Source organism: Pseudarthrobacter sp. AL07, from assembly GCF_029960665.1.
In the GTDB taxonomy this organism is placed as follows: domain Bacteria; phylum Actinomycetota; class Actinomycetes; order Actinomycetales; family Micrococcaceae; genus Arthrobacter.
The window spans coordinates 1-24,648 of sequence record NZ_JASBRB010000005.1 but is presented as its reverse complement, the minus strand read 5'-3'; the positions used below and the strand labels follow the sequence as shown (position 1 = coordinate 24,648).

The window sequence follows — 24,648 nt, the reverse complement described above, 5'->3', positions numbered from 1 at the left end:
CTAGAGATCCATGTTGCGGTTTCCGGAGAACTCCGGGACCTCCTGTTTCTTCTTCTCCTTTTTGACCTTGTCCTTCTTGTCTTTCGAGTCCGTGACAGGGTTATCGGCCGTTTCGTCATCAGGGACCACCGCAGCACTGCCCGGAGTGACTACCACGGAGACGAAGGTGGGCACGCTCGAACCGGCGAACGTCACCCGGCCGATGTATGAGCCCGCAGCGAGATCCTTCCACTGCAGCTTCACAATGCCCGCTTGACCGTTACCGAGCCGCAGCGGATTGGGGGTCACCGTTGCATTTCCCACGTTGGCTCCCAGCACCGCTGCGTCCACGGACGCCTTAGTGGGCTGTCCATTGGGGCTCGCGTAGAGGTTCACAAAAATCGTGTAAACGCCCGGCGCCGGGTTTGGAACCGAAATCGATTCACTGGCAGAGGCAGTCTGTGCCAGCAGCGCCTGTCCCGCCGGGTTGAAGACCACCATGTCGAAGTCGGCGGCCTGGTCCGCTGAAAAGACGGAGAACTTTGCCAACGGCGATCCTGCCGGAACGGTGACCTCCTTGGCGAAGTTGGACGCGTTCGTTTCCAGGGCCAGCGGTCCGGGAACCAGCTCGATGGCCGAGGAGTCAGCCTTGGACAGACCATCCAAGGTGATCTTCACGGGCGCGTTGGTGCCGGAAACCACCGGGATGTCGCCCTGCCCCTGGCCGCCTTCCGAGGCGAAGGCCAGGTTGGCCGGCGCCACCACCGACTGCGGGCGGACAGCCACCGGCGATGCCACGTTCTTGCCCGCACCCTGCCAGACGAGGTTACCCATGGCAAACTGCCCCAAAGCAGCGCTGGTGTTCTCGAACTTGACCCTGAAAGTGCGTTTCTCGCCGGCAGCATTAAAGCTGAGGATCGACGGCGTGACCGTCACCTTGATCCCGGGAACGCTGGCCTTGGCCCGGTAGACGCCGGGGGTCAGCGCGGTGAGCGTCCGGGTGACCTCCGTCGTCCCGGTGAGTGCCCCCAGCGCGAACGAGGCCACATTCATATCCCGCGGCGCCGTTGATCCGAGACCCGGGATGCCCAGGTCCAGGCCCGTTCCCTGAATGAACTTCAGATAGTCGTCCGCTGAATTGTCGTAGACCAAGCCGGGATCAAGGACCCGCGCAATGTCCACCTGGCCGGCGCCGGTGGCGAACACGTCACCGTTCCGGCTGCCGTCTTCGTTCTTGATATCAGCTGCCGTGGTCATCATGGCCGACTTGACCGTGGCCGGAGACCACATGGGGTTCTTTGCCAAAATCAAGGCGCCGAATCCGGCCACATGCGGCGCAGCCATCGACGTCCCGGACATCATGCCGAACTGGTCGCCGCCGGAACCGATGGGCGAAACGCCTGCCAGCACCGCTACACCCGGCGCCGCCACATCAGGCTTGAGCAGGTCTGAGCCGGTGGCAAGCAGCGGGCCCCGGGAGGAGAAGCCGGCGATCTGCGGCTGCGGCGCGGCCGGAAGTCCCGTGGTGTCCGTGTTCACCAGGGCGACCTTGATGCCGGGGTTGGCGGTGATCTTGTCCTTGATCTGCTGCGTGGCCGGCGGGTTCACGTGCACGGTGGGGACTGCGTGGCGGTCAAGGTCCTCGGAGGAGGTGGTCACGTTGACCAGGATCATGCCGATGCCGCCGGCACGCTGCACCTCGGCGCTCTTGGCTACGCGGTCCACCACCCCGCGGTCGCAGACAACGATCTTCCCTGTCACTTTGGCGGGATCCAGGGCATTGGGGGCGCACAGTTCCGGGTTTGCTGCGCCGGCTGCTGCAGCACCTGCCGCCAGCACAACGTTGCTCGCAGGAACGGGAGCGGCCATAAGACTGGCGCCGCGGTACTTGCTGCCGTCCTCAAATTCGACGGTGCCCTGCAATGCCGTGGAGAAGGAGCTCGCGGCAACTGTGGTCAGCCACGGCGCGCCGTGGTTCACGGTACTTGCCGTTGGTCCCGAGTTTCCGGCGGACGCGGCAACAAAGATTCCTGCCGAGGCCGCGGAGAGAAAGGCCAACGAAACGGGGTCTGTGGTGGTTGAGGTACTGCCGGAGATGGAGTAGTTCAGCACATCCACTCCGTCCAGGATGGCTTGATTGATCGCGGCCACGGAGGCGGAGCTGTAGCACCCGCCCGTGGCCGGGTTGTTGTCCTTCCAGCAGACCTTGTAGACGGAGACCTTTGCAGCCGGTGCCACCCCGCTGGTGATACCCATATCGGTTGCACCAAGGTTGGCCCGGACGTTCGAGTTGCCTGCAGCGGTGCTGGCAGTGTGCGTCCCGTGGCTTCCCACGTCCACAGGCGAAATCAGTTCTTCGGGCGCACGGTTCTCCGGTGCCACGTACGCCATGTAGTCGTCAGCGAAGTAGCGGGCACTCAGGACTTTGGAATTGCAGGCGCTGCCGTCAAAAGCAGCCCCGGTCCCCTGGCCCTTTTGGCACTCACCGACGAAGGTGTCGCCGTCGGATTTGAGCATGGCGATGTGGCCGTCCGCGGTGCGGTACGGAGCACCCACTTGGGCCTGGCCGGCGAGGGGTTGCACGGCTTCCCCGGCGAAGAACGGGTTGGAGGGGGTGTAGCCGGAGTCAATAACTCCCACTACGACGCCTTTGCCGGCATTTTCCTGCCCGCCGAAGGCAGTCTTCCAGAGGCCGTTTTCTCCACTGAGCCCAAGGAAGTCCGTGGTGGAGTAATCCGGCGCGTTCTCCGTGTCCGGTGCCACTACCAGGACAGACGGGTCCTTGGCGAGCTTAACGGCCTGGTCGGCGGTCAAATCGGCCGAAAACCCGTTGATGGCAGCCGTGTACTGGCGCTTGATCCGGACGCTTTCGGACCCGGCCACAGCGTTCTGCCTGCCCTCAAGGTGCGCCTGGTACTGCTGGACTTCGGGACGGTCGGCGTCAAGCTTGCGGCCGTTCTGGGGTTTCGTCGCTGCGAGTCCGGGAGACCCGCCGTCGTAGGTGGCCGCCGGCTTCTCGGCCAGCACCACAATGTACCGGCCAGCGGGGTAGTCGCCGGGGGTGACCTTCTTTGAGGCAACTGCCGTGTTTGCTTCAGCGGGCGCCGCGGTAGCGGGGCTCATCGCCATCGAAGAAAGGAGCAGCGGCAAGCCCACGGCCAATGCCGCCGCCCGCCGGAGTCCTCTACCCCGAATGGGGCTTTGTCCAGTTGATTTCACGAGCGACTACACCTTTCACGAGGAACGGCCGGCCACGTTGCCGGTCTGGAGCAGCTGGGAACGGCACACAGCATTACAGATTTTGTAATGCTATGACCAGCCGTTACAAACAGTACAGACTGAGAGCTGAATATGACATAGGACACATCAGTTGCATACGTCAATCAGGCAGCGTCCAGGGGAGAGCCGGGAAGGCACGAAAGAAAGACCCCCCGTGGACCGGACTCTGGGTCAGTCCGGATCCACGCGGAGGTCTTCATTGGTGCTGGGAAATCGCCTGGCTTAGCCCTTGGGAGTAACCTGCAGGCGGTCAAAGGAGACCTGCTTGCCATCCTTGTCCAGCACCACCACATCGTCGCTGCCGTTCTGTACGTCGGAGGGGAGGATGAACTCAACCGTGTTGTCCGTGGTGGGGAAAATCCAGCCGATCCGGTAGCTCTTCTTGTTCAGGTACACGTAGTACCACTGGCCGTACTCGAGACCCTTCAGTGTCACCTTCTGGCCGTTGCGGTACTTCTCCTGCGTTCCCAGATCAATGGGAGCCGTCCGCCCCTCGAAGTCCTGCACAGCGAGGACGGGGACAGTCCCGGGCTGTGCCGGCTGGAGGTTTAGCACCAGGGCGCCACCGGTCACCGTTGCTGCGACCTGTTTGGCGCCGTTGGTGGCAACTACCTCAAACGAGACAGCGTCGAGGCGGCCTGCCGCAATGTCGGCTGCGGTCAGGACGTACTCGCGCGTTGCCGACACTGTTCCGCCCACGGCCAGGGCGTCCTGGCTGATGGAAGCGTCCGGGGCACTCAGCCCGGTCAGGGAGACATTGCCGGCGTTTCCTACCGTGTACGTGTACGAGACAGTATCGCCTTCGCTGGCGTAGCGGTCGCCGTCGGCGTCGGCCCACTCGGTGGAAACGGTACCGTCGAGCCTGGCGTCGCGGACCTTCAGGTCCACTTCGCCGCCGTCGATCGTGTAGACCTTGCTGCTCTGGCCTGCCGAGCTGACTTCCCAAGTGGTGTTCGGAACGAAGTAGCCCTGCGCGGCCTCTTCCGCCGTCACGGTGTGGCGCGGCGTGGCGCAGCTGTAACCCTGGCCAGCCGGGAGCACACGGTAGCGGCAGTTACCCGGGCCTTCGGGGACGAACGGGCTGAAGTTACCGGCGGTGGGAACGACCTTTTCCACGAGTGGACTCGTGTTGCTCACGCTGAACGTGTAAGGAAACGCGTCGCCGGCGGCGTACGGTGCGGTGGCGAGGTCACGGCCGGAATCCGCACGGGCGCCAGTGATGCTGGCGGAGACCAGACCATCACGCATCGCCACAGCGGCGCCGGTGAACGGAACCGTCTTGGTGAGCGACGGCGTCGAGCTGGCCGTGATGGTGAAGCTCGCCTGCGGAACGAAGTAGCCGCGGGCGATATCCTCGGCGGTCACCGTGTGCTTGGCGGTGCCGCAGTTGTAGGTGGCACCGGCGGCCAGGGTGTTGTACCGGCAGTTGGGGGCCGACGGCGGCAGGAAGCCGGAGTCGAAGGTCCCCGAAACCGGCACTGAGTCAGCCGTGACATTTGCTGTGCTCTTGACGGCGAACGTGTAGGTCAGTACGTCACCTGCCCGGTAGGGGTTGGCGATGACGTCGCGGGCCGGGGCCGTTCCGGTGATGGTGAGCCCAACCTGCGGAGCTGCCGGGACGGTGGCAGTGAACGTGAACTGCGAAACCCGGCCATCCGCGGTCGCAAACGCTGCGTTGAGGTTCTGCGGACCGCTGGCGTTTGCCGGGGCGGTCAGGGCGACGTTGACGGTTACCGAGGCGCCGGGCGCGACGTCAGGCACGGGCACCGTAGTGGCGGACCAGCCAGCCGGGGTGTAGACGGTGGCGTTGGCGCCGGAGAGCGTGGCGTCTTCCTGATTTGTAACGGTGACAGCTACCTGCGAAGTGGCACCGGGTGCAGTGGTGACGGCCGGCACGGACAACGGGGCGCAAACGTAATTCAGCCACGCGTCGTCGAACTTCGCGAACTGGATGTTGTCGGTGTAGTTGCCCTCGTACAGGACACCGAACTTGCCGTCCTCCAGCCGGGTGACTGTGGAGTAGGCGGAGAAGCCTGCGTGGATGGTGCGCACGCCGGGCCAGGTGGCGCCGTCGTCGCAGGAAATGCGGGCAGAGACGTTCTCGCGGCCGGTCTTGGAATTGGAGTTGGTGAAAATGAGCATTCTGGCGTCCGCCGAACCCTGTGCCGCGGCCGGGAACATCCGGGCGATGGCGCCGTTATTGGCCGGGTCCGGCAGCTCGGTGTCCTGGGTGACCGGACCGTAGGTAGTGCCGCCATCAGTGGAGACGGCCACCTTGCGGTAGCCCTGGTTGGCGTTGTCGCGCGAATTCAGGAGCACACGGCCGTCGGAAAGCTCCACGGTTTTGTTCTCGTCCATACGGTCGCCCACGTTGGCGCCCTTGTGCCAGGTCACGCCGTGATCGTCAGAGTAGACGCTGTAGGCCTGGATCTTGTTGGTGCCGTCCGTCTGGCGCACATCGCCGGCGTACTGCTGGATCAGGCGGCCCTTGTACTGGCCGTATTTAAGCTGGATACCTTCGCCGGAGGACGCGAAGTTGGAACGGATATCGCCGGCCACGGGGCTGGTCTTGCTGGTGCCCGGCTTGGTGACGTTGGTGATGAGCCTCGGCTGGCTCCAGGTGATGCCTCCGTCCGAGGACTCGACGACGGCGGAGGAAATGACGGCACGGTCGGCGTCGTCGTTGCCGAACTGGCTGCCGAAGAAACCCTGGTCCTTGGAATACACAAACAGTGAGAAGACCTTGCCCGTCTCGGCGTCGTAAATGTAGGACGGGTCGCTGTAGCCGTATTTCGGCGTAATGGCATCTCCCGGGTGGCCCGCGGCGATAACCTGCACCCGGCCCCAGGTCTGGCCTCCGTCTGTACTGCGTCGCTGCACGATGGAGTTCGGGTTGGGCGCATCGGCTGCGCTGCCGGGGCGGCCGTCCCAGGACGCGAGCACCACGTTGTTACCCAGATAGGTCAGGGCCGGGATCCGATAGAAGAAGTTCGCCGCCGTGCGGTCGGCGCCGATGTTGGCCTCCGCAAACGACCCGGGAGGTGTGGTGGGGCTGTTCGACGGGATCGGTGCCGCCTGCGCGGCGATCCCGGATCCGGCCAGCAGCGCCAGCGCTACCAGCCCGGTTCCTGCGGTCCGGCCAATATTCCGGTACCGGCTCCGCTGAGTGAAAAGTCGCAAATCCATATCCTTTCAAGGCGCCGCGGGGCGGCGGATCGGGAGAATTCGGCCGTGCGGGGCGGTTGCGGCATCCGAGGGGATACCACCTGCCACATACGACGTCCTATGACCATAGTGTGTAGAACCTCACATGGCTAGGAGATTCTGACGCAACCTCAGAGACGCAACTTTAGAGAGGCCTGGGTCAGGGCCTGGGGAGCAGGGCATTTTGCAGCCGAGGATCTGGGGCAGGGGCCCTGCCTCTGGGGCCCTGTCTCTGGGCACAAAAATGGGCGCCCCGTGGTGGGACGCCCATTTGCGCTTGCGTAAAGTCTTGAGGCCTGGGTAAGCGGGCGTCTACTGCCTGGGCGTTCGCACCACATCGCTGATCCACTGCCGGGTCTTTTCGTCCATAGGGCCGGTCACTCGCGTTTCCCGGGCAGCCCGGTCCGCCTTGATCTTCTGCGCCACCATCCGGCCCAAGCCGGCAAAAACGGCCACAGCCATCATCGGCAACAGTACGGATTTCGATTTTTCAGCCATGTCGCAATCCTAGTGACGCCAGCACCGCGAGGCCATAGCCGCCGTCGTGCTCCACCTCCCCAAAGCCCGCCCCGCCGCGATGACTGTGGCCGATCCCACCGAATACAGGGTGCGGCGCTCCGCCCGGTAGAATGGGCTAGCAAGCTCGCGGAGCGCCCGTTCACACTGTTCTAAAGACACTGTTCGAAAAACATCCTGGAACGGCGTAAGACGGCGTGACTCCGCTGCGCCCTTACCCAATGCTCACGCACAGGAGTTGCCGGATGCCCCGGATCGTTGTTGACGTCATGCCCAAGCCCGAGATTCTGGACCCGCAGGGGAAGGCCATCGTGGGTGCACTCCCCCGTCTGGGCTTCACCAGCTTTAGCTCTGTCCGCCAGGGCAAGCGCTTTGAACTGACGGTTGACGGCGAGGTGACAGACGCAATCCTGGCCCAGGCCCGCGAAGCCGCCGAGACCCTGCTGTCCAACCCGGTGATCGAGGACGTCGTCAACGTCGAGGTCGTCGAGGCCTGAGATGACTGAACTTCCCTTGATCGGCGAGGCAATCGCCGTCGCCGCCGAGCCCCGGCTCGCCGGTGCCCGGATCGGCGTTGTCACGTTCCCAGGCACCCTTGACGACCGCGACGCCGCCCGTGCAGTCCGGCTCGCCGGCGGCACCCCAGTGCCGCTCTGGCACGCCGACACCACCTTGGGTGACGTGGACGCCGTCGTAATCCCCGGCGGTTTCTCCTACGGCGACTACCTCCGCGCCGGCGCTATCGCCCGCTTCGCCCCGCTGATGTCCGAGATCATTAAGGCAGCAACAGGCACCGCGTCCTCGAATCCTTTGCCCGTGCTGGGCATCTGCAACGGCTTCCAGATCCTGACCGAGTCGCACCTGCTGCCCGGCTCCATGATCAAGAACGACCACCTGAAGTTCATGTGCCGCGACCAGGTCCTGCGCGTGGAAAACAGCAACACTGCCTGGACCCTTGACTACGAGGCCGGCCAGGAAATCACGGTTCCGCTGAAAAACCAGGACGGCCAGTACATCGCCGACGAAAAAGTCCTGGACGCCCTCGAAGCGGAAGGCCGCGTGGTGTTCCGCTACGTTGGCTTCAACCCCAACGGCTCGCGCCGCGACATCGCCGGCATCTCCAACGCGGCTGGCAACGTGGTGGGACTTATGCCCCACCCCGAGCACGCGGTGGAAGTTGGTTTCGGCCCGCAGTCGCTGGATGGCATTGGGGGCACGGATACCGACGGCCTGGGGTTCTTCACCTCCGTACTGAACAAGATTGTGGGAGGCAACAAATGACCGAAACCAATTCGGTGGTCGAGCCTGTCGAGACCTCATCCAAGAAATTCAACATTGACACCGTCGAGAACGCTGCCAAGACGCCGGACACCGACCTGCCGTGGGCCGAACTGGGCCTGAAGCAGAACGAGTTCGATGAAGTAGTCAAGGTCCTGGGCCGCCGCCCCACCGGCGCCGAACTGGCCATGTACTCCGTCATGTGGAGCGAGCACTGCTCCTACAAGTCTTCGAAGAACCACCTGCGCCAGTTCGGCGACAAGGTGACCGAGGAGATGAAGAAGGACATGCTGGTGGGCATCGGCGAAAACGCCGGCGTCACCAACCTGGGCGACGGCTGGGCCGTAACGTTCAAGATCGAGTCCCACAACTCGCCGTCGTTCGTGGAGCCCTACCAGGGTGCAGCCACCGGCATTGGCGGCATTGTCCGCGACATCATCTCCATGGGCGCGCGCCCGGTTGCAGTGATGGATCCGCTCCGCTTCGGCGCCATTGACCACCCAGACACTGCCCGAGTGATGCACGGTGCCGTTGCCGGCATCGGCGGCTATGGCAACTCGCTGGGCCTGCCGAACATCGGCGGCGAAATGGTGTTCGACTCGGTTTACCAGGGCAACCCGCTTGTCAACGCGCTGGCTGTAGGCGTAATGCGCCACGAGGACATCCGCCTCGCCAACGCGTCCGGTAAAGGCAATAGGGTGGTCCTGTTCGGTGCACGCACCGGAGGCGACGGCATTGGCGGCGCCTCGGTGCTCGCTTCGGAGTCCTTCGATGACACGAAGCCGTCCAAGCGCCCCGCCGTCCAGGTGGGCGACCCCTTCGCTGAAAAGGTCCTGATCGAGTGCTGCCTGGAGCTCTTCAAGGGCTCGCTGGTTGAGGGCATCCAGGACCTCGGCGCCGCTGGCATCTCCTGCGCCACGTCCGAACTGGCCTCCAACGGCGACGGCGGCATGGAAGTTGAACTGACCTCCGTCCTGCTGCGCGATCCCACCCTGACTCCGGGCGAGATCCTGATGTCCGAGTCGCAGGAACGCATGATGGCCGTGGTCACCCCCGAGAACGTCGCCGCCTTCGAAGCTGTGATGGACAAGTGGGCCGTGGAGTACTCGTGGCTCGGCGAGGTCACCGACACCGGCCGCCTGATCATCACCTGGGACGGCGTAGTCATCGTGGACGTCGACCCGCGCACAGTGGCCCACGACGGCCCGGTTTACGACCGCCCGTACGCCCGCCCCTCATGGCAGGATTCCGTACAGGCCGATTCCTTCACCGGCTCTGTCCAGGACACCGCCCGCCCCTCCGCCCCTGCGGAACTGGCTGCCGCCGTCACCGAACTCGTGGCTTCGCCGAACATGTGCAGCAAGGCGTGGATCACCAACCAGTACGACCGGTACGTCGGCGGCAACACCGCCCTCGCGTTCCCGGACGACGCCGGCGTGGTCCGCGTGGACGAGGAAACCGGCCTGGGCGTCGCCCTGGCCACCGATGCCAACGGCCGCTACACATACCTTGACCCTTACCACGGCGCACAGCTGGCGCTGGCCGAGGCCTACCGCAACGTGGCCACCTCCGGCGCTGTTCCGATGGCCGTCAGCGACTGCCTGAACTTCGGCTCCCCCGAGGACCCGGACGTGATGTGGCAGCTCGCGGAGGCCATCCGCGGCCTGTCCGATGCCTGCATGGTGCTGGGCATCCCGGTCACCGGCGGCAACGTCTCGCTGTACAACCAGACCGGCACCACCCCCATCCACCCCTCCCCCGTGGTGGCAGTGCTGGGCAAGCTCGACGACGTCGCCCGCCGCACGCCGTCGGGCTGGAGGGAAGATGGCCAGGCCATCTACCTGCTGGGTACGACGGCCGCCGAGCTGGACGGTTCCGAATGGGCCAACATGCGCGGCCACCTTGGTGGACTTCCGCCCAAGGTTGACCTTGCCACCGAACGCGAGCTGGGCGAAATCCTGATCAACGCGTCCCGCGACGGCATGGTGGATTCGGCTCACGACCTCTCCGAGGGCGGCCTCGCGGCAGCCCTCGTGGAGTCCGCGCTGCGCTACGGCGTTGGTGCCCGGATCGCCCTGCAGGACGTCCTGGACCGCGACGGCGTGGACCTGTTCACGGCGCTGTTCTCCGAGTCCCAGGGCCGCGCAATTGTCGGCGTGCCCCGCTCGGAAGAAGTCCGGTTCAAGGACATGTGCACGGCCCGCGGCTTTGCCCACACCCGGATCGGCGTGGTGGACGCAGCCAGCGGCAACCTGGAGATCAAGGGCGTGGACACCATGTCCCTGGCCGCCCTCCGCGAAGCCCACGAGGCGACCCTGCCGAAATACTTCGGCTAGTCCCCACCCTTAAATCAACGCGGGGTCACTTTCCGCCCAATAATCCCCTCGGGATGGGCCGTAAGTGACCCCGCGTTGGTTTAATCGTCGCTGCGGAGCTCCCGCTGCCTCGAGCTAAGCAGCTCAAATTCGGGCCGGGCGGCCACAAAGCGTTCGACGGCGGTGAGTACCTCCACGAGGTGCGCCCGGTCTGCTGCCACCAGCCCTGCCCCCACCTGCGAGCGCCGGTACTGGTCATGGTCCCCCACCTCCGCGACGGACACGTCAAAGCGGCGCTTGAGCTCGGCCAGCAGCGGCCTGATGACGGAACGTTTCTCCTTCAGGCTCTGGACATCGCCGAGGAGGATGTCGAATTCAATCCAGCCGATCCACATCAGATGGTCAGTTCGCCCATCCGGTCCCAGCCGTCGCCGTCGAGTTGGCGGCTGATGATTTGCGGTGTTTCCGCCAGCGCCTGCGGCATGTCCGCCATGACCTGCTTGAAGTGGGAGCTGTTGACGTGGTCCCCGGCGGCGTCGTCCTTGAAGGCTTCCACAAGCACAAACTCGTTGGGGTCCTCCACGCTGCGGGACCAGTCGAACCACAGGTTACCGGGCTCCGCCCGTGTGGCATGGGTGAAGTCGTCAACGAGGCCGAGCCAGCGCTCGGACCATTCGGTTTTGACCTTGAATTTAACGACGATGAAGATCATGGATTTTCCTTCCGATGCGGAACACGGACTATCCCGCGGCGAGCTGACGTGCCCCTTCAACGTATCGCGAAGTGATGTGCTTTTGCGCGGCCCGGGCCAGCAGGCCGCCGGCCTGATAGAACCAGTTGGCGTGCCTGCTGAAGGCTGTGATCTTCAAAAACACCCGCCCGTCGGCCCCGATCTCAACTTCGAATGCTTCCTCGCCGCGCTCCGGGTGGCCGGGCAGCGTCCCGTAACCGAAGCCCGCCGACTGCGGACCCTCGCCCGGCACGGGATGCCGGACCCAGACGACCTCGCACGGGGCATTGATCCGGAACGGCCCGACGCCGAACCCGCTCACAACGCGTGCACCGGGGACCACGACGTCGGACTCAGTCCAGACGCGCAGCCCGGACCGCCGCTGCAGCTCCCAGGTGAGGATTCCGTGTGCCACCCGGCGGTAGACCGCCGGTCCAACGCCAAGGTACTCCCGCGAAACGAAGCAGGCGTAGCCTTCCGGCGGCCGGCCGTGTTCGGTGGAGCCGATGCCCGCGTAGTTGAGGTCCCCGGCGGCCAGGCGCTTCCCGGTCAACGGGGCCCGCCCGATGAACCCGAAGAACCGGACAGCCGCGCCCACCCCAGCTGCTCCTGTTGCTTGCGGCTCAGGGAGGCCACCACCAGGTCGTAGGAATCCTCCACCATGTCCCGGACCGTGGCATCGGGCAGGTTTCCGTCCAGCCGCACACCGTTCCAGTGGGTCTTGTTCATGTGCCACGCGCCCGTAATGTCCGGATGGGCTGCGCGCAACTGCTCAGCCAGGGCGGGCTCGCACTTCAGGCTGACGGAAAGGCTGGGGCCGTCAAGCGCAGACGCCGCGAACATCTTGGCTTCGTTCCTGGCGCCACCAGCTACCAGGGCCCGTACCTTGAACACGGAAGTCTCGGGACCGAAGGGAAAGTCCTCGAAGGCACCGGGAAATGACAGGCATATTTCCTTGAGTTGCGCTGCGTCCATGGATCGAGCCTACAAAGCCCTTCCCGGCGGTGCTAGTCTGCGAAGATGTCACCCGACCAGGCCACCATCCCCGTTCTGGACATGAGCGCCGCACGCCAGCCGTACGGCTCCTTCAGCCCGGAATTCATTGACCCGCTGCGGGACGCCGCCCACAACGTGGGCTTCTTCCAAATCACTGGTTACGGCGCCGCCCCCGGCCAGGCCGAGGAGCTGCTGGCCCTCATTAAACGGTTCTTCGATCTGCCGCTCGAGGAGCGGATGAAGCTGGACAACAGGATTTCACCGCATTTCCGCGGCTACACCCGGATGGGCACCGAAATCACGCAGGGCCGGGCCGACGCGCGCGAGCAGATCGACTACTCCCCGGAACGCGAACCCGTCCACAACTACCCGGCCGATCAGCCGTACTGGCTGCTCCAAGGGCACAACATGTGGCCTGATGAGGCATTGCCGGAGCTCAAGTCCGCGGCCATGGCCTGGGCCGACCTGATGTCCAGCGTGGGCATGGAGCTGCTGCGGGGCATCTCGGTTTCCTTGGGACTGCCCGAGGACCACTTCGACGAGCCCTTCGGCAACGAACCGGCGTGGATGGGAAAGCTGGTGCATTACGTCGGCGGTGTGGTGGAGGCGGCCGGCGACCAGGGCGTGGGCTCCCACGCCGACTACGGTTTTGTCACCCTGCTCCTCCAGGACGAGGTAGGCGGACTCGAAGTCCTGCCGCCCGGGACGAGCGAATGGGCGCCGGTTGAGCCTGTTCCCGGGGCACTTGTGGTGAATCTGGGCGAAATGCTGGAGGTGGCCACGGAAGGTTTCCTTGCCGCCACGATCCACCGCGTCCAGGCGCCGCGACCCGGCGTGGACCGCTACTCAGTCCCATTCTTCTGGTCGCCGCGGCTGGATGCCGTCATCGATCCGGTACCGCTTCCGCCCGAGCTCAAAGCCCAGGCCCGCGGCATCTCCGACGACCCGGCCAACCCGCTGCTCGCGTCCTTTGGCCTGAACATGCTCAAGGGCCGCATGCGCGCCCATCCCGACGTGACCGAACGCCACTACCCGGAGCTTATGCAGCGCTGAGCGGCCGCGCGAGGCGCGTTGAGCGGCCGCGGGAATCAGCGCGCCCCGAACCAGTCAGAGGTTGTACTTCCATGCCTGCTGCGCGGGGCAAACGTTCATCACCACGTCCAGGCCGGCGGCCTTGGCCCGGTCCACCGCCGCTTCGTCGATAACGCCCAGCTGCAACCACACGGCCTTGGCGCCCACCGCAATTGCCTGGTCCACCACCGCCCCGACCTTTTGCGAATTCACAAAGCAGTCGACGACGTCGAGGGGTTGCTTTTCAGGGGGAATCTCACCCAGCGTGCGGTACCCGGTTTCGCCGTGGACGGGGTCGCCGGGAAGGTTGACGGGGATGATCTCCATGCCGAGCCGGTCGCGGATAAACAGCGAGGTGTCGTAAGCTGCGCGCCACTCGTTGGTGGTCAGGCCCACGATGGCCCACCGCCCTTTGTTTCGCATCAGGCGCTCACTAACGGCAGGATCGTTGACGTGGCCCATGAGGCAAGCGTACATCGTCTCCGGAGTGGCTCCTCGTCGAATAATTGACTGACTCGAGGCAGCACCGCATGGCAGGAACGAATATTACGTTCTGTGGACCCCGATTTGGCGCATGGCGTGCGGTTCGGTTGTAGTGGAAGTGACCATCCCGAGCGGCCAAGAGACCTGGATCGATGAAGCCGCAGCATCCCTGACCAGCGCTGTACCCGTTGAGGCGACCATCCTCGGCACACAGCGAAGGGTGCTACCGCCAGGATCGATGGAGCGCATCTATGACACCAGAAGTATCTTCTGCCACGGCTTTGCCCACCCAGAGTCCCGCCGGTGCCGCAGCAGCGGCCGCTGAAACGGACTCCCCACAATCCACTTCGAACGCGACGGCGGTCGAAGCAGGGCTGCGTGACGCGCCCGGCCCTTCCAGCAGCTCATCGGGATGGTCCTCGACCGAGCCGAACGACGACGCCGTGCACGGCGCACCGTCGGGAGGGCCGGCGCGCCACAGCAGCACCATCACGACACAGCAGACGGCGGGGCACCGAGAAGGACGCGAAGACGCCCAACCAGACCATGTGGCATTTTGGGAGCAGCAGGCCCTCCGCCTGAACTGGGCGCAGCCTGAAGCAATCACCGGCAAGCCCTGGCACACGGCCCACCGCCGCGTCCCGGCCGACGCCGCTGCCGGCAAAGGCCCGGAAATCACCTGGTTTGAGGGCGGCAAGCTCAACGTCGCCTACAACTGCGTGGACCGCCACGTCGCCAATGGCCGCGGCGACAAGGTGGCCCTCCACTTCGAAGGCGAGCCCGGGGACCGCCGAGCCATCACATACGCGGAGCTGCAGCGCGAAGTCTCCAAGGCCGCCAACGCCCTGCTGGCCCTGGGCATCACCAAGGGTGACCGCGTGGTCATCTACCTGCCGGTCATCCCCGAAACCGTCATCATCACCCTCGCAGTGGCCCGGATCGGCGCCATCCACTCGCTCGTTTTCGGTGGCTTCTCCGCCGAAGCCCTGAAGTTCCGCGTCGAGGACACAGGCGCCAAGCTCCTGGTGACCACGGACGGCCAGTTCCGCCGCGGTGTCGCCGTGCCCGTCAAGGACAACGCCGACGCTGCCGTCGCCGGTGACAACGCGATCGAACACGTGCTGGTCATCAACCGCACCACAGCGCCCGAGGACCTGGCCGCCGTCCCCATGACTGAAGGCCGCGACATGTGGTGGCATGACGCCGTCGGGAGCGCGGCGGACGTCCACGAAGCCGAAGCATTCGACGCCGAAACGCCGCTGTTCATCATGTACACCTCCGGCACCACCGGCAAGCCCAAGGGCCTGGTCCACACGTCCGGCGGCTACCTGACCCAGGCGTCCTGGAGCTTCGAACACCTCTTCAGCAACCCCGATCCTGCACTCCGCGACCGGGACGTGCACTGGTGCACCGCCGACCTCGCATGGGTCACGGCTCACACCTATGAGATCTACGGTCCGCTCTCCAACGGCGTCACCCAGGTGATCTTCGAAGGCACTCCGAACACCCCGCACCCGGGCCGCCACTTCGAGATCATCGAACGGTATAGGGTCACCCAGTACTACACCGCGCCCACCTTGGTCCGGTCCCTCATGGGCTGGTTCCCGGAGGGCGTGCCGGACAGCTACGACCTCTCGTCCATCCGAATGCTTGGCACCGTTGGCGAAGCCGTCAATCCTGAAGCCTGGCGCTGGCTGCGGCAGAACGTCGGCGCCGGCACCGCCCCCGTGGTGGACACCTGGTGGCAGTCCGAAACCGGCGCCACCATCCTCTCCCCCGCCCCCACGGACACCGAGTTCAAGCCGGGCTGCGCGGCCCGCCCGCTGCCGGGCGTCAGTACCAGGATCGTGGACGACGCCGGCAATACCGTACCGCCGGGCGTCCAGGGATTCATTGTGGTTGACACTCCCGGGCCCGCTATTGCGCGCACCGTCTGGGGCAACCCCCGCCGCTACTACGACTCCTACTGGAGCCAGTATGTGGAGCAGGGCTGGTTCCTCGCCGGCGACGGCGCGAAGTACGACGCCGACGGCGATATCTGGATTCTGGGCCGCGTGGACGACACCCTGAACGTCTCCGGCCACCTGCTCTCCACCATCGAGATCGAGTCAGCCCTGGTGGCCCACCCGGACGTGGTGGAGGCCGGTGTCTGTCCGGTAGCAGATCCCAAAACCGGGCACGCGATTGTCGCTTTTGTGGTGTTAAAGGCCGGGGTTTCGACGGGCTCAACCACCGGGGACCAGCTCAAAGCGCACGTCGCGAAGGCGATCGGCCCGATCGCCAAACCGCGCGACGTCGTCGTCGTTCCTGACGTACCGAAGACCCGCAGCGGCAAAATCATGCGCCGGCTGCTCACCCAATTATTTGAGGGGACCGCCCTGGGCGACACCACCTCACTTCAAAACGAACCGGCGATCGCCGGAATCCAGGACGTCCTGCGCGAGCGGGCCCTAGTAAAGGAAAACTCATGACAGACATCAGCAACGTTGCCCGCCTTTCAGAGCCGCTCAAGTTTGCGTACTGGGTGCCAAACGTCTCCGGCGGTCTGGTGGTCTCCACCATCGAACAGCGCACCGGCTGGGACTTTGACTACAACAAGAAGCTGGCGCAGATCGCCGAGAACTCCGGCTTCGAGTACGCCCTGACGCAGACCCGGTACGCCGCGTCCTACGGAGCCGACAAGCAGCACGAGGCCACGTCGTTCAGCCTGGCCCTGCTCGCCGCCACCGAGCGCCTCAAAGTCATCGCCGCCGTCCACCCGGGCATGTGGCACCCTGGCGTGCTGGCCAAGTTCATCATCACGGCGGACCACATCTCCAACGGCCGCGCCGCCGTCAACATCGTCTCCGGCTGGCTCAAGAATGAGTTCACCAACTTCGGCCTCGACTGGTTGGAGCACGACGAACGTTACGTCCGCACCGAGGAGTTCATCAGGGTACTGCGTGGCCTCTGGACCGAGCAGCAATACAGCCAGGCCGGCAAGTATTACAACATCACCGACTTCACCCTGAACCCGGCCCCCGTGGACGTTCCGGGCCGCGCGCACCCGGAGGTCTTTTTCGGCGGAAACTCGACGGCGGCACAGGCCACTGCAGGCCGCGTGGCTGACTGGTACTTCTCTAACGGCAAGGATCTGGAAGGCTTCAAGGAGAACATTGCCGGCGTGGTCGCAGCTTCGGGTGAAACGAAGCGCGGCACCGACGGCGCCCTGTCTGCTCCCAGGTTCGGCCTCAACGGCTTTGTGATCGCCCGCGATTCCGAGAAGGAAGCCCGCGATACCCTCCGCGAAATCGTGGCGAAGGCACACAAGCCTGCAGTCCAGGGGTTCCGCGACGCCGTGCAGGAAGCCGGCGCGTCCACCAAGGACGGCAAGGGCATGTGGGCCGACTCCAGCTTCGAGGACCTGGTCCAGTACAACGACGGCTTCAAGACCCAGCTCATCGGCACCCCCGAGCAGATCGCCGAGCGGATCGTGGAATACAAGAAGATCGGCGTGAACCTCTTCCTCACCGGCTACCTTCACTTCCAGGAGGAAGTCGCCGCATTCGGCCAGGACATCCTGCCGATCGTCCGCGAACTCGAAGCCGACCTGGCCCGCCAGAACGGCACAGAACTTGATCTCTCCAACACGCCTGTAGCTGAGTCGGTGGCTGTCTGATGGCTGACCGCAAGTTCGGATTCCGCACCCGCGCCCTGCACGCCGGCGGCACCCCCGACGCCGAGCACGGCGCCCGCGCGGTGCCCATCTACCAGACCACGTCCTTCGTGTTCAAGGACACCCAGGACGCCGCCAACCTGTTTGCGCTGCAGAAGTACGGCAACATTTACTCCCGCATCGGCAACCCCACCGTGGCAGCGTTCGAAGAGCGGATCGCCTCGCTGGAAGGCGGCATCGGAGCGGTGGCGACGTCGTCCGGCATGGCAGCTGAGTTCATCACCTTCGCCGCGCTGACCCAGTCCGGCGACCACATCGTGGCAGCCTCCCAGCTGTACGGCGGGACGGTCACCCAGCTCGATGTGACCCTCCGCCGCTTCGGCGTGGACACCACGTTCGTTCCCGGCACCGACCCCGCGGACTATGCCGCGGCGGTCCAGGAAAACACCAAGGCGATCTTCGTCGAGGTGGTGGCGAACCCGTCGTCGGAAGTCCAGGACCTGGCGGCCCTGGCGAAGGTAGCGCACGACGCCGGCGTCCCCCTCGTGGTGGACGCCACCTTGAGCACGCCGTACCTTGTGCGCCCGATCGAACACGGCGCCGACATCGTCATCCACTCCGCCACCAAGTTCCTCGGCGGGCACGGCACCACCCTGGGCGGCGTGATTGTGGAGAGCGGCCGGTTCGATTGGGGCAACGGCAAGTTCCCCACCATGACCGAGCCGGTGGCGTCCTACGGAAATGTCTCCTGGTGGGGCAACTTCGGCGAGTACGGCTTCCTCACCAAGCTGCGCTGCGAACAGCTGCGCGATATCGGTCCGGCGCTGTCCCCGCTGTCGGCCTTCCAGTTGCTGCAGGGCGTGGAAACCCTCCCGCAGCGGCTCGACGAGCACCTCAAGAACGCCAAGGCCGTGGCCGAATGGCTTGAGGCCGATCCCCGCGTGGCCTACGTCAACTTCTCCGGGCTTCCTTCGCACCCGCATTTTGAGCGCGCGAAGAAGTACCTGCCGCTGGGCCCCGGCTCGGTCTTCTCCTTCGGTGTGAAGGGCGGCCGCACGGCCGGGCAGAAGTTCATCGAATCCCTGCAGATCGCCTCGCACCTGGCCAACGTGGGCGATTCCCGCACGCTGGTGATCCACCCGGGGTCCACCACGCACCAGCAGCTGAGCCCGGCCCAGCTGGAGTCCGCGGGCGTCCCCGAGGACCTGGTCCGGATTTCCGTGGGCCTGGAGGATATCGAGGACATCCTGTGGGACCTGGACCAGGCACTGGACGCGGCCTCGGAACCGGTGGTTGAGGCCGGGGTTTCGACGGGCTCAACCACCGAAGCAGAATCATGCACAATTGGAGCGAACGTATGAGCCCCAGCGAACGCGCCTGGACCGGACCTTCGGCGCCGGAGCGTCTGAACCTGCTGCGCGCAGCCACCTCAATTGCGATTGTGGGCGCCTCGGACAAGCCGTCCCGGGCCAGCTATTTTGTGGCGACTTACCTGCAGTCGTCCACGCGGTACAAGGTGTACTTCGTGAACCCCGTGGTCAAGGAGATCCTTGGTGAACCGACCTACGCCTCACTGGCCGATCTTCCCGAAAGCCCGGACATCGTGGATGTGTTCCGCAAGCACGATGACCTCCCGGGCGTCCTGGACGAAACCATCGCGGCCGGCGCCAAAACCCTCTGGCTGCAGCTCGGCTCCTGGCATGAGGACGTGGCCGCCGGCGCGGAAGCCGCCGGGATCAACGTTGTGATGGACCGCTGCGTGAAGATCGAGCACGCCCGGTTCCACGGCGGGCTGCACCTGGCCGGCTTCGATACCGGCGTGATCTCCTCCAAACGGCAACTGCTTTCCTGAGGTGCTTCCCGGCGGAAAGGCTCTTCCTGACGGGGAACCTGACTACCGGTTGAACTTCCTCAGCCAGTTTGAACCGGGTCCGGCATTGCCGGGCCCGGTTCTTTCCGTCGGTGCCGGTGGGACGAGGGCTGACGTCAGGGACTCTCCCGCGGTGGCTGCTTCAGCCAGGGTGCCGGCCACCTGTTTGCCGGCCTTCTCGAGCTCGGCAGCAGCAGCGGCAGCGGCCCTGGCAGGACCGTTGCTCTCCTGGGTGGCAGCGTCCTGGGTCGCTGCGTCCCGGGAAGCAGCGCCGCCGGGGGTGACGCCGGCAGCGTTCCCCGGCGCGCCGCCGTCGTCCGTCTTTGATTTGCCGGGCGCGGTGTCGTTTCCACGGCCGGCCGGTGCTGTTCCCACGCTCTGGCCTGCGTTTTCCGGACCGTCCTCTGGCAGGGCAGTTTCCGGATCAACATTTTCGGGAGGTACCGGCGCAGCGTCGTCGGGGGATGCCGGCTCTGCGGGCGGCTGCACCTCCGTCGGATTGGCGGCCCTCCCATTGGCGGCGGGGGCCCCCGCCACGGACCAGGCGGGAGCCCAGTCCTGCAGCAGCTGCTGAATGGAGTTGGTGGCCTGTGCACCCGGAGCGGTCCCGGTGGCGGCCACGCCGGTGACGCCGAGGCCCATCCCCGCGATGACAGCCAGGCCCACAACGGCGGTCCGGTGCTTGCGGAGCAGGCGGTGCCGGGCGAGCTGGTGCGTCTGGACCGAGAGCAGTGCCGCCAGTTCAGAGCCGGGCTCGGGGACCGGCAGGGAGGCAAGGGAACCCACCGCGAGCAGCGTTTCTCGGAGCCCTGCGGTATCGGCCCAACCGGCGTCAAGGAGCATTTCATCCACGGTGCGGATCAGGGAGCTGGCATTGGACGTCATGGCGCCACGTACTCCTTCACTGCGGACTGCTCGCGCAGCCGGATCAGTGCACGGCGCTGGAGCTGTTTGACGGCACCGGCGCTCTTTCCCATCACAGCGGCCGCCTGGTCCACTGTCAGGCCCGCGACGAGACGTAGCGACAGCACTTCCCGCTGCTCATCCGACAGCTCATTCAGGAGATCCGCGACCTCCCGCGGGGAGATCCGCTGCAGCATTTCATCCTCGGCGGAGGACTCCACGCGTCCGTCCAGGTCCGGTTCGAACGGGAGCGCAACGGGGGCGCGGCGCTGCCGCCGGTGATCGTCCACCATCCTCGCGTGCGCCACGGAAAAGACAAACGTACGCAGCCCGGCGACACCGCCGGTAACCGTCTGCAGCCGCGGCAGGACCGCGAGGAAAACTTCCTGCATAACCGCCTCCGCATCTTCTACCCCGCGGGCTGTGAGGTAGCCCAGGACCTGTGACGCATAGGTTCGGTACACGATGCTGAAGAGCTCCGGATCCCGGGCGCGCGCACGCAGAACGTGGTCTGTCAGTGCATCGCTCACGGACACAAAGGCCTTCGGTGGAGGGGACTGGGCTTGTTCATCTTGGGGCCCGCACGTTATACGCGGAATGTCCTCGCCTGCTAACTTTACCCTCCGGTAACAAAAGAGCCGGTCTGGAACATGATGGGGGACAAGTTCCAGACCGGCGCTTCATAGGGGTAATCGTTCCAGGCATCGCAGGGGTTACGCGCTCGGACAAAGAACTTTCCGGGACCGGGACCGCGATGCAGGTGGACTGCCGGGTTGCCTACGTCCAGCGCGGCGTGGTCAACCTCCGGCGCGGTCCCTTGGCAAGGACAAAGGTGTGCGTCCTGGCCGCGGGAACGCGCTGGTCCCCACGGTTCTGCTGGGGTTGGGCGCGGCCCGGCACAGCGGCAGCCGCGGGGGCGGTCGGCGCAGCTTTGGCGGCCGGGCAGAGATCGGTGACCAGCCCTGTCCCGGCGCATTCGCGGACGGCGGCGATACCGGCAGCCACGGCTGCCTTGTCCTTAAAGGCTCCGGACACAGCCATCGCCGTGCCGTCCGCTGCCGTGAGCTGGAACCTGAAACGTGAATCCGAGTCCAAGAAAACTTCAAACTTCCCGGCCATGATGAATCCTTCCGGTCTGCGGGTCCCGTCCGGGCAGCATCTTCGCCACGGGCGGTCCCGGAGCATCGCTGCGTCCGGCACCTGCGGGTCTGGTCGTATGATCAACTGATCAGTTCAGGGTGTGCTTAAGAGTCTGTCCGCCTCGCGTACAGCCTCACAAGACCGGTTGCGTCAAGCCTGTGTAAATTGCGTACAACCCCACCGAGTAAGTGTCGTTTTGAACGCTCAAAACAACACTTACTGCTACCCACTTTGGTTAACAGACGGCGGCGGCGGGCCACCTCTTCAGGTGACCCGCCGTCGTCGTGGTTTGCAGGCTGTTAGTCGTTGATCAGATCGTGGACCACGATGGTCTGGTCGCGGTCCGGGCCGACGCCGATCGCGGAGAAACGCGTGCCGGAGAGCTTTTCGAGGGCCAGCACGTAGTTGCGGGCGTTCTCGGGGAGGTCCTCCAGGGTGCGGGCGCCGGTGATGTCCTCGGTCCAGCCCTCGAAGTACTCAAAGATGGGCACGGCGTGGTGGAACTCGGTCTGCGTCATGGGCATTTCGTCGTGCCGCACACCATCGACGTCGTAGGCAACGCAGACGGGGATCTGCTCGATGCCGGTGAGGACGTCCAGCTTGGTGACGAAGTAGTCCGTGAAGCCGTTCACGCGGGAAGCGTGGCGGGCCAGGACGGCGTCGTACCAGCCGCAGCGGCGCGGACGGCCGGTGTTTACGCCGAACTCGCCACCGGTCTTCTGCAGGTACATGCCCATCTCGTCGAACAGTTCGGTGGGGAACGGTCCGGCGCCAACACGGGTGGTGTAGGCCTTGATGATGCCGATGGAGCGGGAAATCCGGGTGGGGCCGATACCCGAGCCAACGGACGCGCCGCCGGCTGTGGGGTTGGAGGAGGTCACGAACGGGTAGGTGCCGTGGTCCACGTCCAGGAACGTGGCCTGGCCGCCTTCCATCAGCACAACCTTGCCCTCGTCCAGGGCGTTGTTGAGGACAAGTGTGCTGTCGATGACCAGCGGGCGAAGGCGCTCGGCGAAGGCCAGGAAGTAGTCCACGATCTCGTCCACCACGATGTCGCGGCGATTATAGACCTTGACCAGGAGTTCGTTCTTCTGACGTAGGGATCCTTCCACCTTCTGGCGGAGGATGGACTCGTCAAAGACGTCCTGGACTCGGATGCCCAGGCGGGCCACCTTGTCCATGTAGGCGGGGCCAATGCCACGGCCGGTGGTGCCGATGGCGCGGCCGCCGAGGAAACGCTCGGTGACTTTATCCAGGACCTGGTGGTAGGGCGCCACGAGGTGCGCATTGGCGGAGATGCGCAGCTTGGACGTGTCCGCGCCGCGGGCCTGCAGGCCTTCGATCTCCTGGAACAGGGCCTCAAGGTTCACCACACAGCCGTTGCCGATGATCGGAATCGCGTTGGGGCTCAGAATGCCGGCCGGAAGGAGTTTGAGCTCATACTTCTCACCGCCTACGACGACGGTGTGCCCGGCATTGTTACCGCCGTTGGGCTTGACGACGTAGTCAACGCGGCCGCCGAGAAGATCGGTGGCCTTGCCTTTTCCTTCGTCGCCCCACTGGGCTCCTACGATCACGATTGCTGGCATGGGATCCTCCCCCATTCGTTCGGGCCGCGCAGGTCCGTCCACCGAGATGGCAGACCCGAGTAGCGCCGTTCATGAGAATGCCCCGAAGGCCACAGCCTGGCCGGACCGCTACGGCGGCCAACCACGCAAGAGTCCGGGGCTCTTACCACCCAAGTTTAGCCGATGCGGGGGTTTCCTCCACCCGTTGGGCCTGCGGAGCCTGCCGCGCCACAACGGATCGTCCGCGGCTTTTACTCTCCGCCTCAGTGGCCCGGCCTATGCCTTTCGTCACGGAATCTCACCGGACGGGGTCCGCATTTCGCGGGGCTTGCTAAACTGATAGAGATCGACCAGGAATCGGTCCACACCACATTTGAAACCACGCCGGACGGGCGCGCCCATCACGCGCCCATTTTCCGGATTGGCAGCATCGCCGAGCCCCGCAGGAGACATTGCACTATATGACAGCCCTGGCCCCAGAATCCCTCCGTGAACAGTTCCTCAGCCGCCGCTACGAGCCCAACGTTGCAGCCGTCAACGAGCTGTGCGATTCCCTGCAGAGCGTCAAGCCCCACACCGAAGTCCCCTACGTCGACCCCATGCACGACGTCGACGAGTGCCGCATCATCAGCCTCTACTCCAACATCGGCGAAGCTGACCCGTCCGGCTTCATCACCGCCGGCGACGAAGACGCCGCCACCCGCATGCTTGGCATCCAGTGGACGCTGGGCCTGCGCCCGGAGTTCGTGATGCCCTGGAACGTGCACCCCTGGCACACCCCCGGCGAGGTCAACGGCAAGTTCACGCCGGACCAGATTTCCGCCGGCCTCAAGCCGCTGCTGAAGTTCCTCGCCGTGGTCCCCCGCGCCTCGGTGATCGTGGCACACGGCACCGAAGCCAACCGCCTGGCCAACCTGCTGCTGAAGACCGAAGTTCCGCTGCTCTGGCGCCGCGGGCTGAAGACCTACAAGGTCCGCTCCCTCAGCGGCCGCGCCTTCGCCGGGACGCCCGCGCGGCAGGAACAGTACCTCGAGGAAATGCGCGTCGTCTACACCGATGCGATGGCCCGCACAGGACTCGCGAAAGTCTAGCCGCCGTCGTTCGTTAAACAACGCGGGGTCACTTCCGAGCCATCCGCCGGTGCGGAACGGGCCGGAAGTGACCCCGCGTTGCTCTTTAAACTACTTGCCCTCGATGGCTGCCTTGGCTGCCGGGTCCGAGTCGTTGAGGAACTTCTCGATGCGTTCCGGTTCCTCGGCTTCGCCGATGGCCGCGGACGCGCGGCCCAGCGAGTAGAGCGCGCGCAGGAAGCCGCGGTTAGGTCCGTGCTCCCACGGGATAGGGCCCACCCCGCGCCAGCCGTTGCGGCGCAGTGAGTCCAGCCCGCGGTGGTAGCCAACGCGCGAGTAGGCGTAGGAATCGATGGTGCGGCCCTCGGACCACGCATCCTCCGCTAGGACAGCCCACAACAGCGAGGACGTGGGGTGCTTTTCCACCAGGTCCAGGGGTTCGGCGCCGCCGTCCAGCTGCTCGTAGACGTCGGTCTCGGCAGGCAGGAGCGTCGGCTCCGGACCCATCAGGTTCTTGCGGAACTCGTCCGACATAACTAGAAGGTCTTGCCGAGGGAGCCGAGCTGGCGGGCGGCTTCGACGAGGCGGGCA

Annotated in this window: 22 protein-coding genes; 9 read left to right on the top strand and 13 right to left on the bottom strand. The window is 65.2% G+C overall.

The features are described from left to right. From QK290_RS06605 to QK290_RS06595, 3 genes are all read right to left on the bottom strand, one after another. Nucleotides 1-3,108, bottom strand: a complete 3,108-nt coding sequence (locus QK290_RS06605; protein WP_282330045.1) for a S8 family serine peptidase — start codon at nucleotides 3,106-3,108, stop codon at nucleotides 1-3. 372 nt (nucleotides 3,109-3,480) lie between these two features. After that, nucleotides 3,481-6,438 (bottom strand): exo-alpha-sialidase, encoded by a 2,958-nt coding sequence (locus QK290_RS06600; protein WP_282329895.1) that lies wholly within the window; start codon nucleotides 6,436-6,438, stop codon nucleotides 3,481-3,483. Nucleotides 6,439-6,774: 336 nt separating this feature from the next. Continuing rightward, complete coding sequence (locus tag QK290_RS06595; RefSeq protein ID WP_282329894.1) at nucleotides 6,775-6,960, bottom strand: hypothetical protein; 186 nt, start codon at nucleotides 6,958-6,960, stop codon at nucleotides 6,775-6,777. 263 nt (nucleotides 6,961-7,223) lie between these two features. On the opposite strand from QK290_RS06595, the gene purS reads away from it, so the two are divergent. Genes purS through purL form a run of 3 tightly spaced genes read left to right on the top strand, consistent with a single transcriptional unit; the run spans nucleotide 7,224 to nucleotide 10,592 of the window. After that, complete coding sequence (gene purS / locus QK290_RS06590; RefSeq protein ID WP_056631212.1) at nucleotides 7,224-7,475, top strand: phosphoribosylformylglycinamidine synthase subunit PurS; 252 nt, start codon at nucleotides 7,224-7,226, stop codon at nucleotides 7,473-7,475. A gap of 1 nt (nucleotide 7,476) precedes the next feature. Next, nucleotides 7,477-8,259: a phosphoribosylformylglycinamidine synthase subunit PurQ gene (gene purQ / locus QK290_RS06585; RefSeq protein ID WP_282329893.1), complete on the top strand. Its 783-nt coding sequence runs from the start codon at nucleotides 7,477-7,479 to the stop codon at nucleotides 8,257-8,259. Next, nucleotides 8,256-10,592, top strand: a complete 2,337-nt coding sequence (gene purL, locus QK290_RS06580; RefSeq protein ID WP_282329892.1) for a phosphoribosylformylglycinamidine synthase subunit PurL — start codon at nucleotides 8,256-8,258, stop codon at nucleotides 10,590-10,592. The genes purQ and purL overlap by 4 nt, the downstream gene beginning before the upstream one ends. A gap of 80 nt (nucleotides 10,593-10,672) precedes the next feature. Here the strand turns inward: purL and QK290_RS06575 are convergent, their stop codons facing one another. Genes QK290_RS06575 through QK290_RS06560 form a run of 4 tightly spaced genes read right to left on the bottom strand, consistent with a single transcriptional unit; the run spans nucleotide 10,673 to nucleotide 12,276 of the window. Continuing rightward, entirely contained in the window at nucleotides 10,673-10,966 is a 294-nt protein-coding gene (locus tag QK290_RS06575; RefSeq protein ID WP_248762970.1) for a DUF503 domain-containing protein, read from the bottom strand. Further along, nucleotides 10,966-11,283 carry a putative quinol monooxygenase gene (locus QK290_RS06570; RefSeq protein ID WP_282329891.1) on the bottom strand — a complete coding sequence of 106 codons (318 nt, stop codon included), beginning with the start codon at nucleotides 11,281-11,283 and terminating at the stop codon, nucleotides 10,966-10,968. The genes QK290_RS06575 and QK290_RS06570 overlap by 1 nt, the downstream gene beginning before the upstream one ends. A 28-nt stretch (nucleotides 11,284-11,311) precedes the next feature. Next, nucleotides 11,312-11,854, bottom strand: coding sequence for a DUF1990 domain-containing protein (locus tag QK290_RS06565; protein ID WP_282330044.1), 543 nt, complete (start codon nucleotides 11,852-11,854; stop codon nucleotides 11,312-11,314). Then, nucleotides 11,851-12,276 (bottom strand): MmcQ/YjbR family DNA-binding protein, encoded by a 426-nt coding sequence (locus tag QK290_RS06560; RefSeq protein WP_282329890.1) that lies wholly within the window; start codon nucleotides 12,274-12,276, stop codon nucleotides 11,851-11,853. Before QK290_RS06560 ends, QK290_RS06565 begins: the two co-directional genes overlap by 4 nt. Before the next feature lie 45 nt (nucleotides 12,277-12,321). On the opposite strand from QK290_RS06560, the gene QK290_RS06555 reads away from it, so the two are divergent. Then, entirely contained in the window at nucleotides 12,322-13,350 is a 1,029-nt protein-coding gene (locus QK290_RS06555; RefSeq protein WP_282329889.1) for a 2-oxoglutarate and iron-dependent oxygenase domain-containing protein, read from the top strand. A gap of 54 nt (nucleotides 13,351-13,404) precedes the next feature. Here the strand turns inward: QK290_RS06555 and QK290_RS06550 are convergent, their stop codons facing one another. Beyond that, on the bottom strand, nucleotides 13,405-13,830 hold the full coding sequence (locus tag QK290_RS06550) for a CoA-binding protein (RefSeq protein ID WP_282329888.1): 426 nt from the start codon (nucleotides 13,828-13,830) through the stop codon (nucleotides 13,405-13,407). Between the two features lie 272 nt (nucleotides 13,831-14,102). Here QK290_RS06550 and acs point away from each other — a divergent pair, with 272 nt between their 5' ends. The 4 genes from acs to QK290_RS06530 are packed head-to-tail and all read left to right on the top strand — an operon-like array spanning nucleotide 14,103 to nucleotide 19,358. Then, the gene (gene acs, locus QK290_RS06545) at nucleotides 14,103-16,322 is read left to right on the top strand and encodes an acetate--CoA ligase (RefSeq protein WP_282329887.1); all 2,220 of its coding nucleotides are present in this window, start codon (nucleotides 14,103-14,105) and stop codon (nucleotides 16,320-16,322) included. Further along, complete coding sequence (gene sfnG, locus QK290_RS06540; protein ID WP_282329886.1) at nucleotides 16,319-17,509, top strand: dimethylsulfone monooxygenase SfnG; 1,191 nt, start codon at nucleotides 16,319-16,321, stop codon at nucleotides 17,507-17,509. The genes acs and sfnG overlap by 4 nt, the downstream gene beginning before the upstream one ends. Continuing rightward, nucleotides 17,509-18,867 carry an O-acetylhomoserine aminocarboxypropyltransferase/cysteine synthase family protein gene (locus QK290_RS06535; RefSeq protein WP_282329885.1) on the top strand — a complete coding sequence of 453 codons (1,359 nt, stop codon included), beginning with the start codon at nucleotides 17,509-17,511 and terminating at the stop codon, nucleotides 18,865-18,867. The genes sfnG and QK290_RS06535 overlap by 1 nt, the downstream gene beginning before the upstream one ends. Beyond that, nucleotides 18,864-19,358 carry a CoA-binding protein gene (locus tag QK290_RS06530; protein ID WP_282329884.1) on the top strand — a complete coding sequence of 165 codons (495 nt, stop codon included), beginning with the start codon at nucleotides 18,864-18,866 and terminating at the stop codon, nucleotides 19,356-19,358. Before QK290_RS06535 ends, QK290_RS06530 begins: the two co-directional genes overlap by 4 nt. 42 nt (nucleotides 19,359-19,400) lie before the next feature. Here the strand turns inward: QK290_RS06530 and QK290_RS06525 are convergent, their stop codons facing one another. The 4 genes from QK290_RS06525 to QK290_RS06510 all read right to left on the bottom strand — a co-directional run bounded on the left by QK290_RS06525 (nucleotide 19,401) and on the right by QK290_RS06510 (nucleotide 23,008). Further along, nucleotides 19,401-20,261: a hypothetical protein gene (locus tag QK290_RS06525; RefSeq protein ID WP_282329883.1), complete on the bottom strand. Its 861-nt coding sequence runs from the start codon at nucleotides 20,259-20,261 to the stop codon at nucleotides 19,401-19,403. Further along, the gene (locus tag QK290_RS06520; RefSeq protein ID WP_282329882.1) at nucleotides 20,258-20,809 is read right to left on the bottom strand and encodes a sigma-70 family RNA polymerase sigma factor; all 552 of its coding nucleotides are present in this window, start codon (nucleotides 20,807-20,809) and stop codon (nucleotides 20,258-20,260) included. The genes QK290_RS06525 and QK290_RS06520 overlap by 4 nt, the downstream gene beginning before the upstream one ends. 247 nt (nucleotides 20,810-21,056) lie before the next feature. Beyond that, nucleotides 21,057-21,398, bottom strand: coding sequence for a DUF1508 domain-containing protein (locus tag QK290_RS06515; protein WP_282329880.1), 342 nt, complete (start codon nucleotides 21,396-21,398; stop codon nucleotides 21,057-21,059). A gap of 320 nt (nucleotides 21,399-21,718) precedes the next feature. After that, nucleotides 21,719-23,008, bottom strand: a complete 1,290-nt coding sequence (locus QK290_RS06510; protein WP_282329879.1) for an adenylosuccinate synthase — start codon at nucleotides 23,006-23,008, stop codon at nucleotides 21,719-21,721. Nucleotides 23,009-23,448: 440 nt separating this feature from the next. On the opposite strand from QK290_RS06510, the gene QK290_RS06505 reads away from it, so the two are divergent. Beyond that, nucleotides 23,449-24,078: a uracil-DNA glycosylase gene (locus QK290_RS06505; protein ID WP_282329878.1), complete on the top strand. Its 630-nt coding sequence runs from the start codon at nucleotides 23,449-23,451 to the stop codon at nucleotides 24,076-24,078. 90 nt (nucleotides 24,079-24,168) lie between these two features. Here the strand turns inward: QK290_RS06505 and QK290_RS06500 are convergent, their stop codons facing one another. Then, a complete protein-coding gene (locus QK290_RS06500; protein WP_282329877.1) occupies nucleotides 24,169-24,591 on the bottom strand; it encodes a DUF3151 domain-containing protein in 423 nt (140 codons plus the stop codon). Nucleotides 24,592-24,648 lie beyond the last annotated feature (57 nt).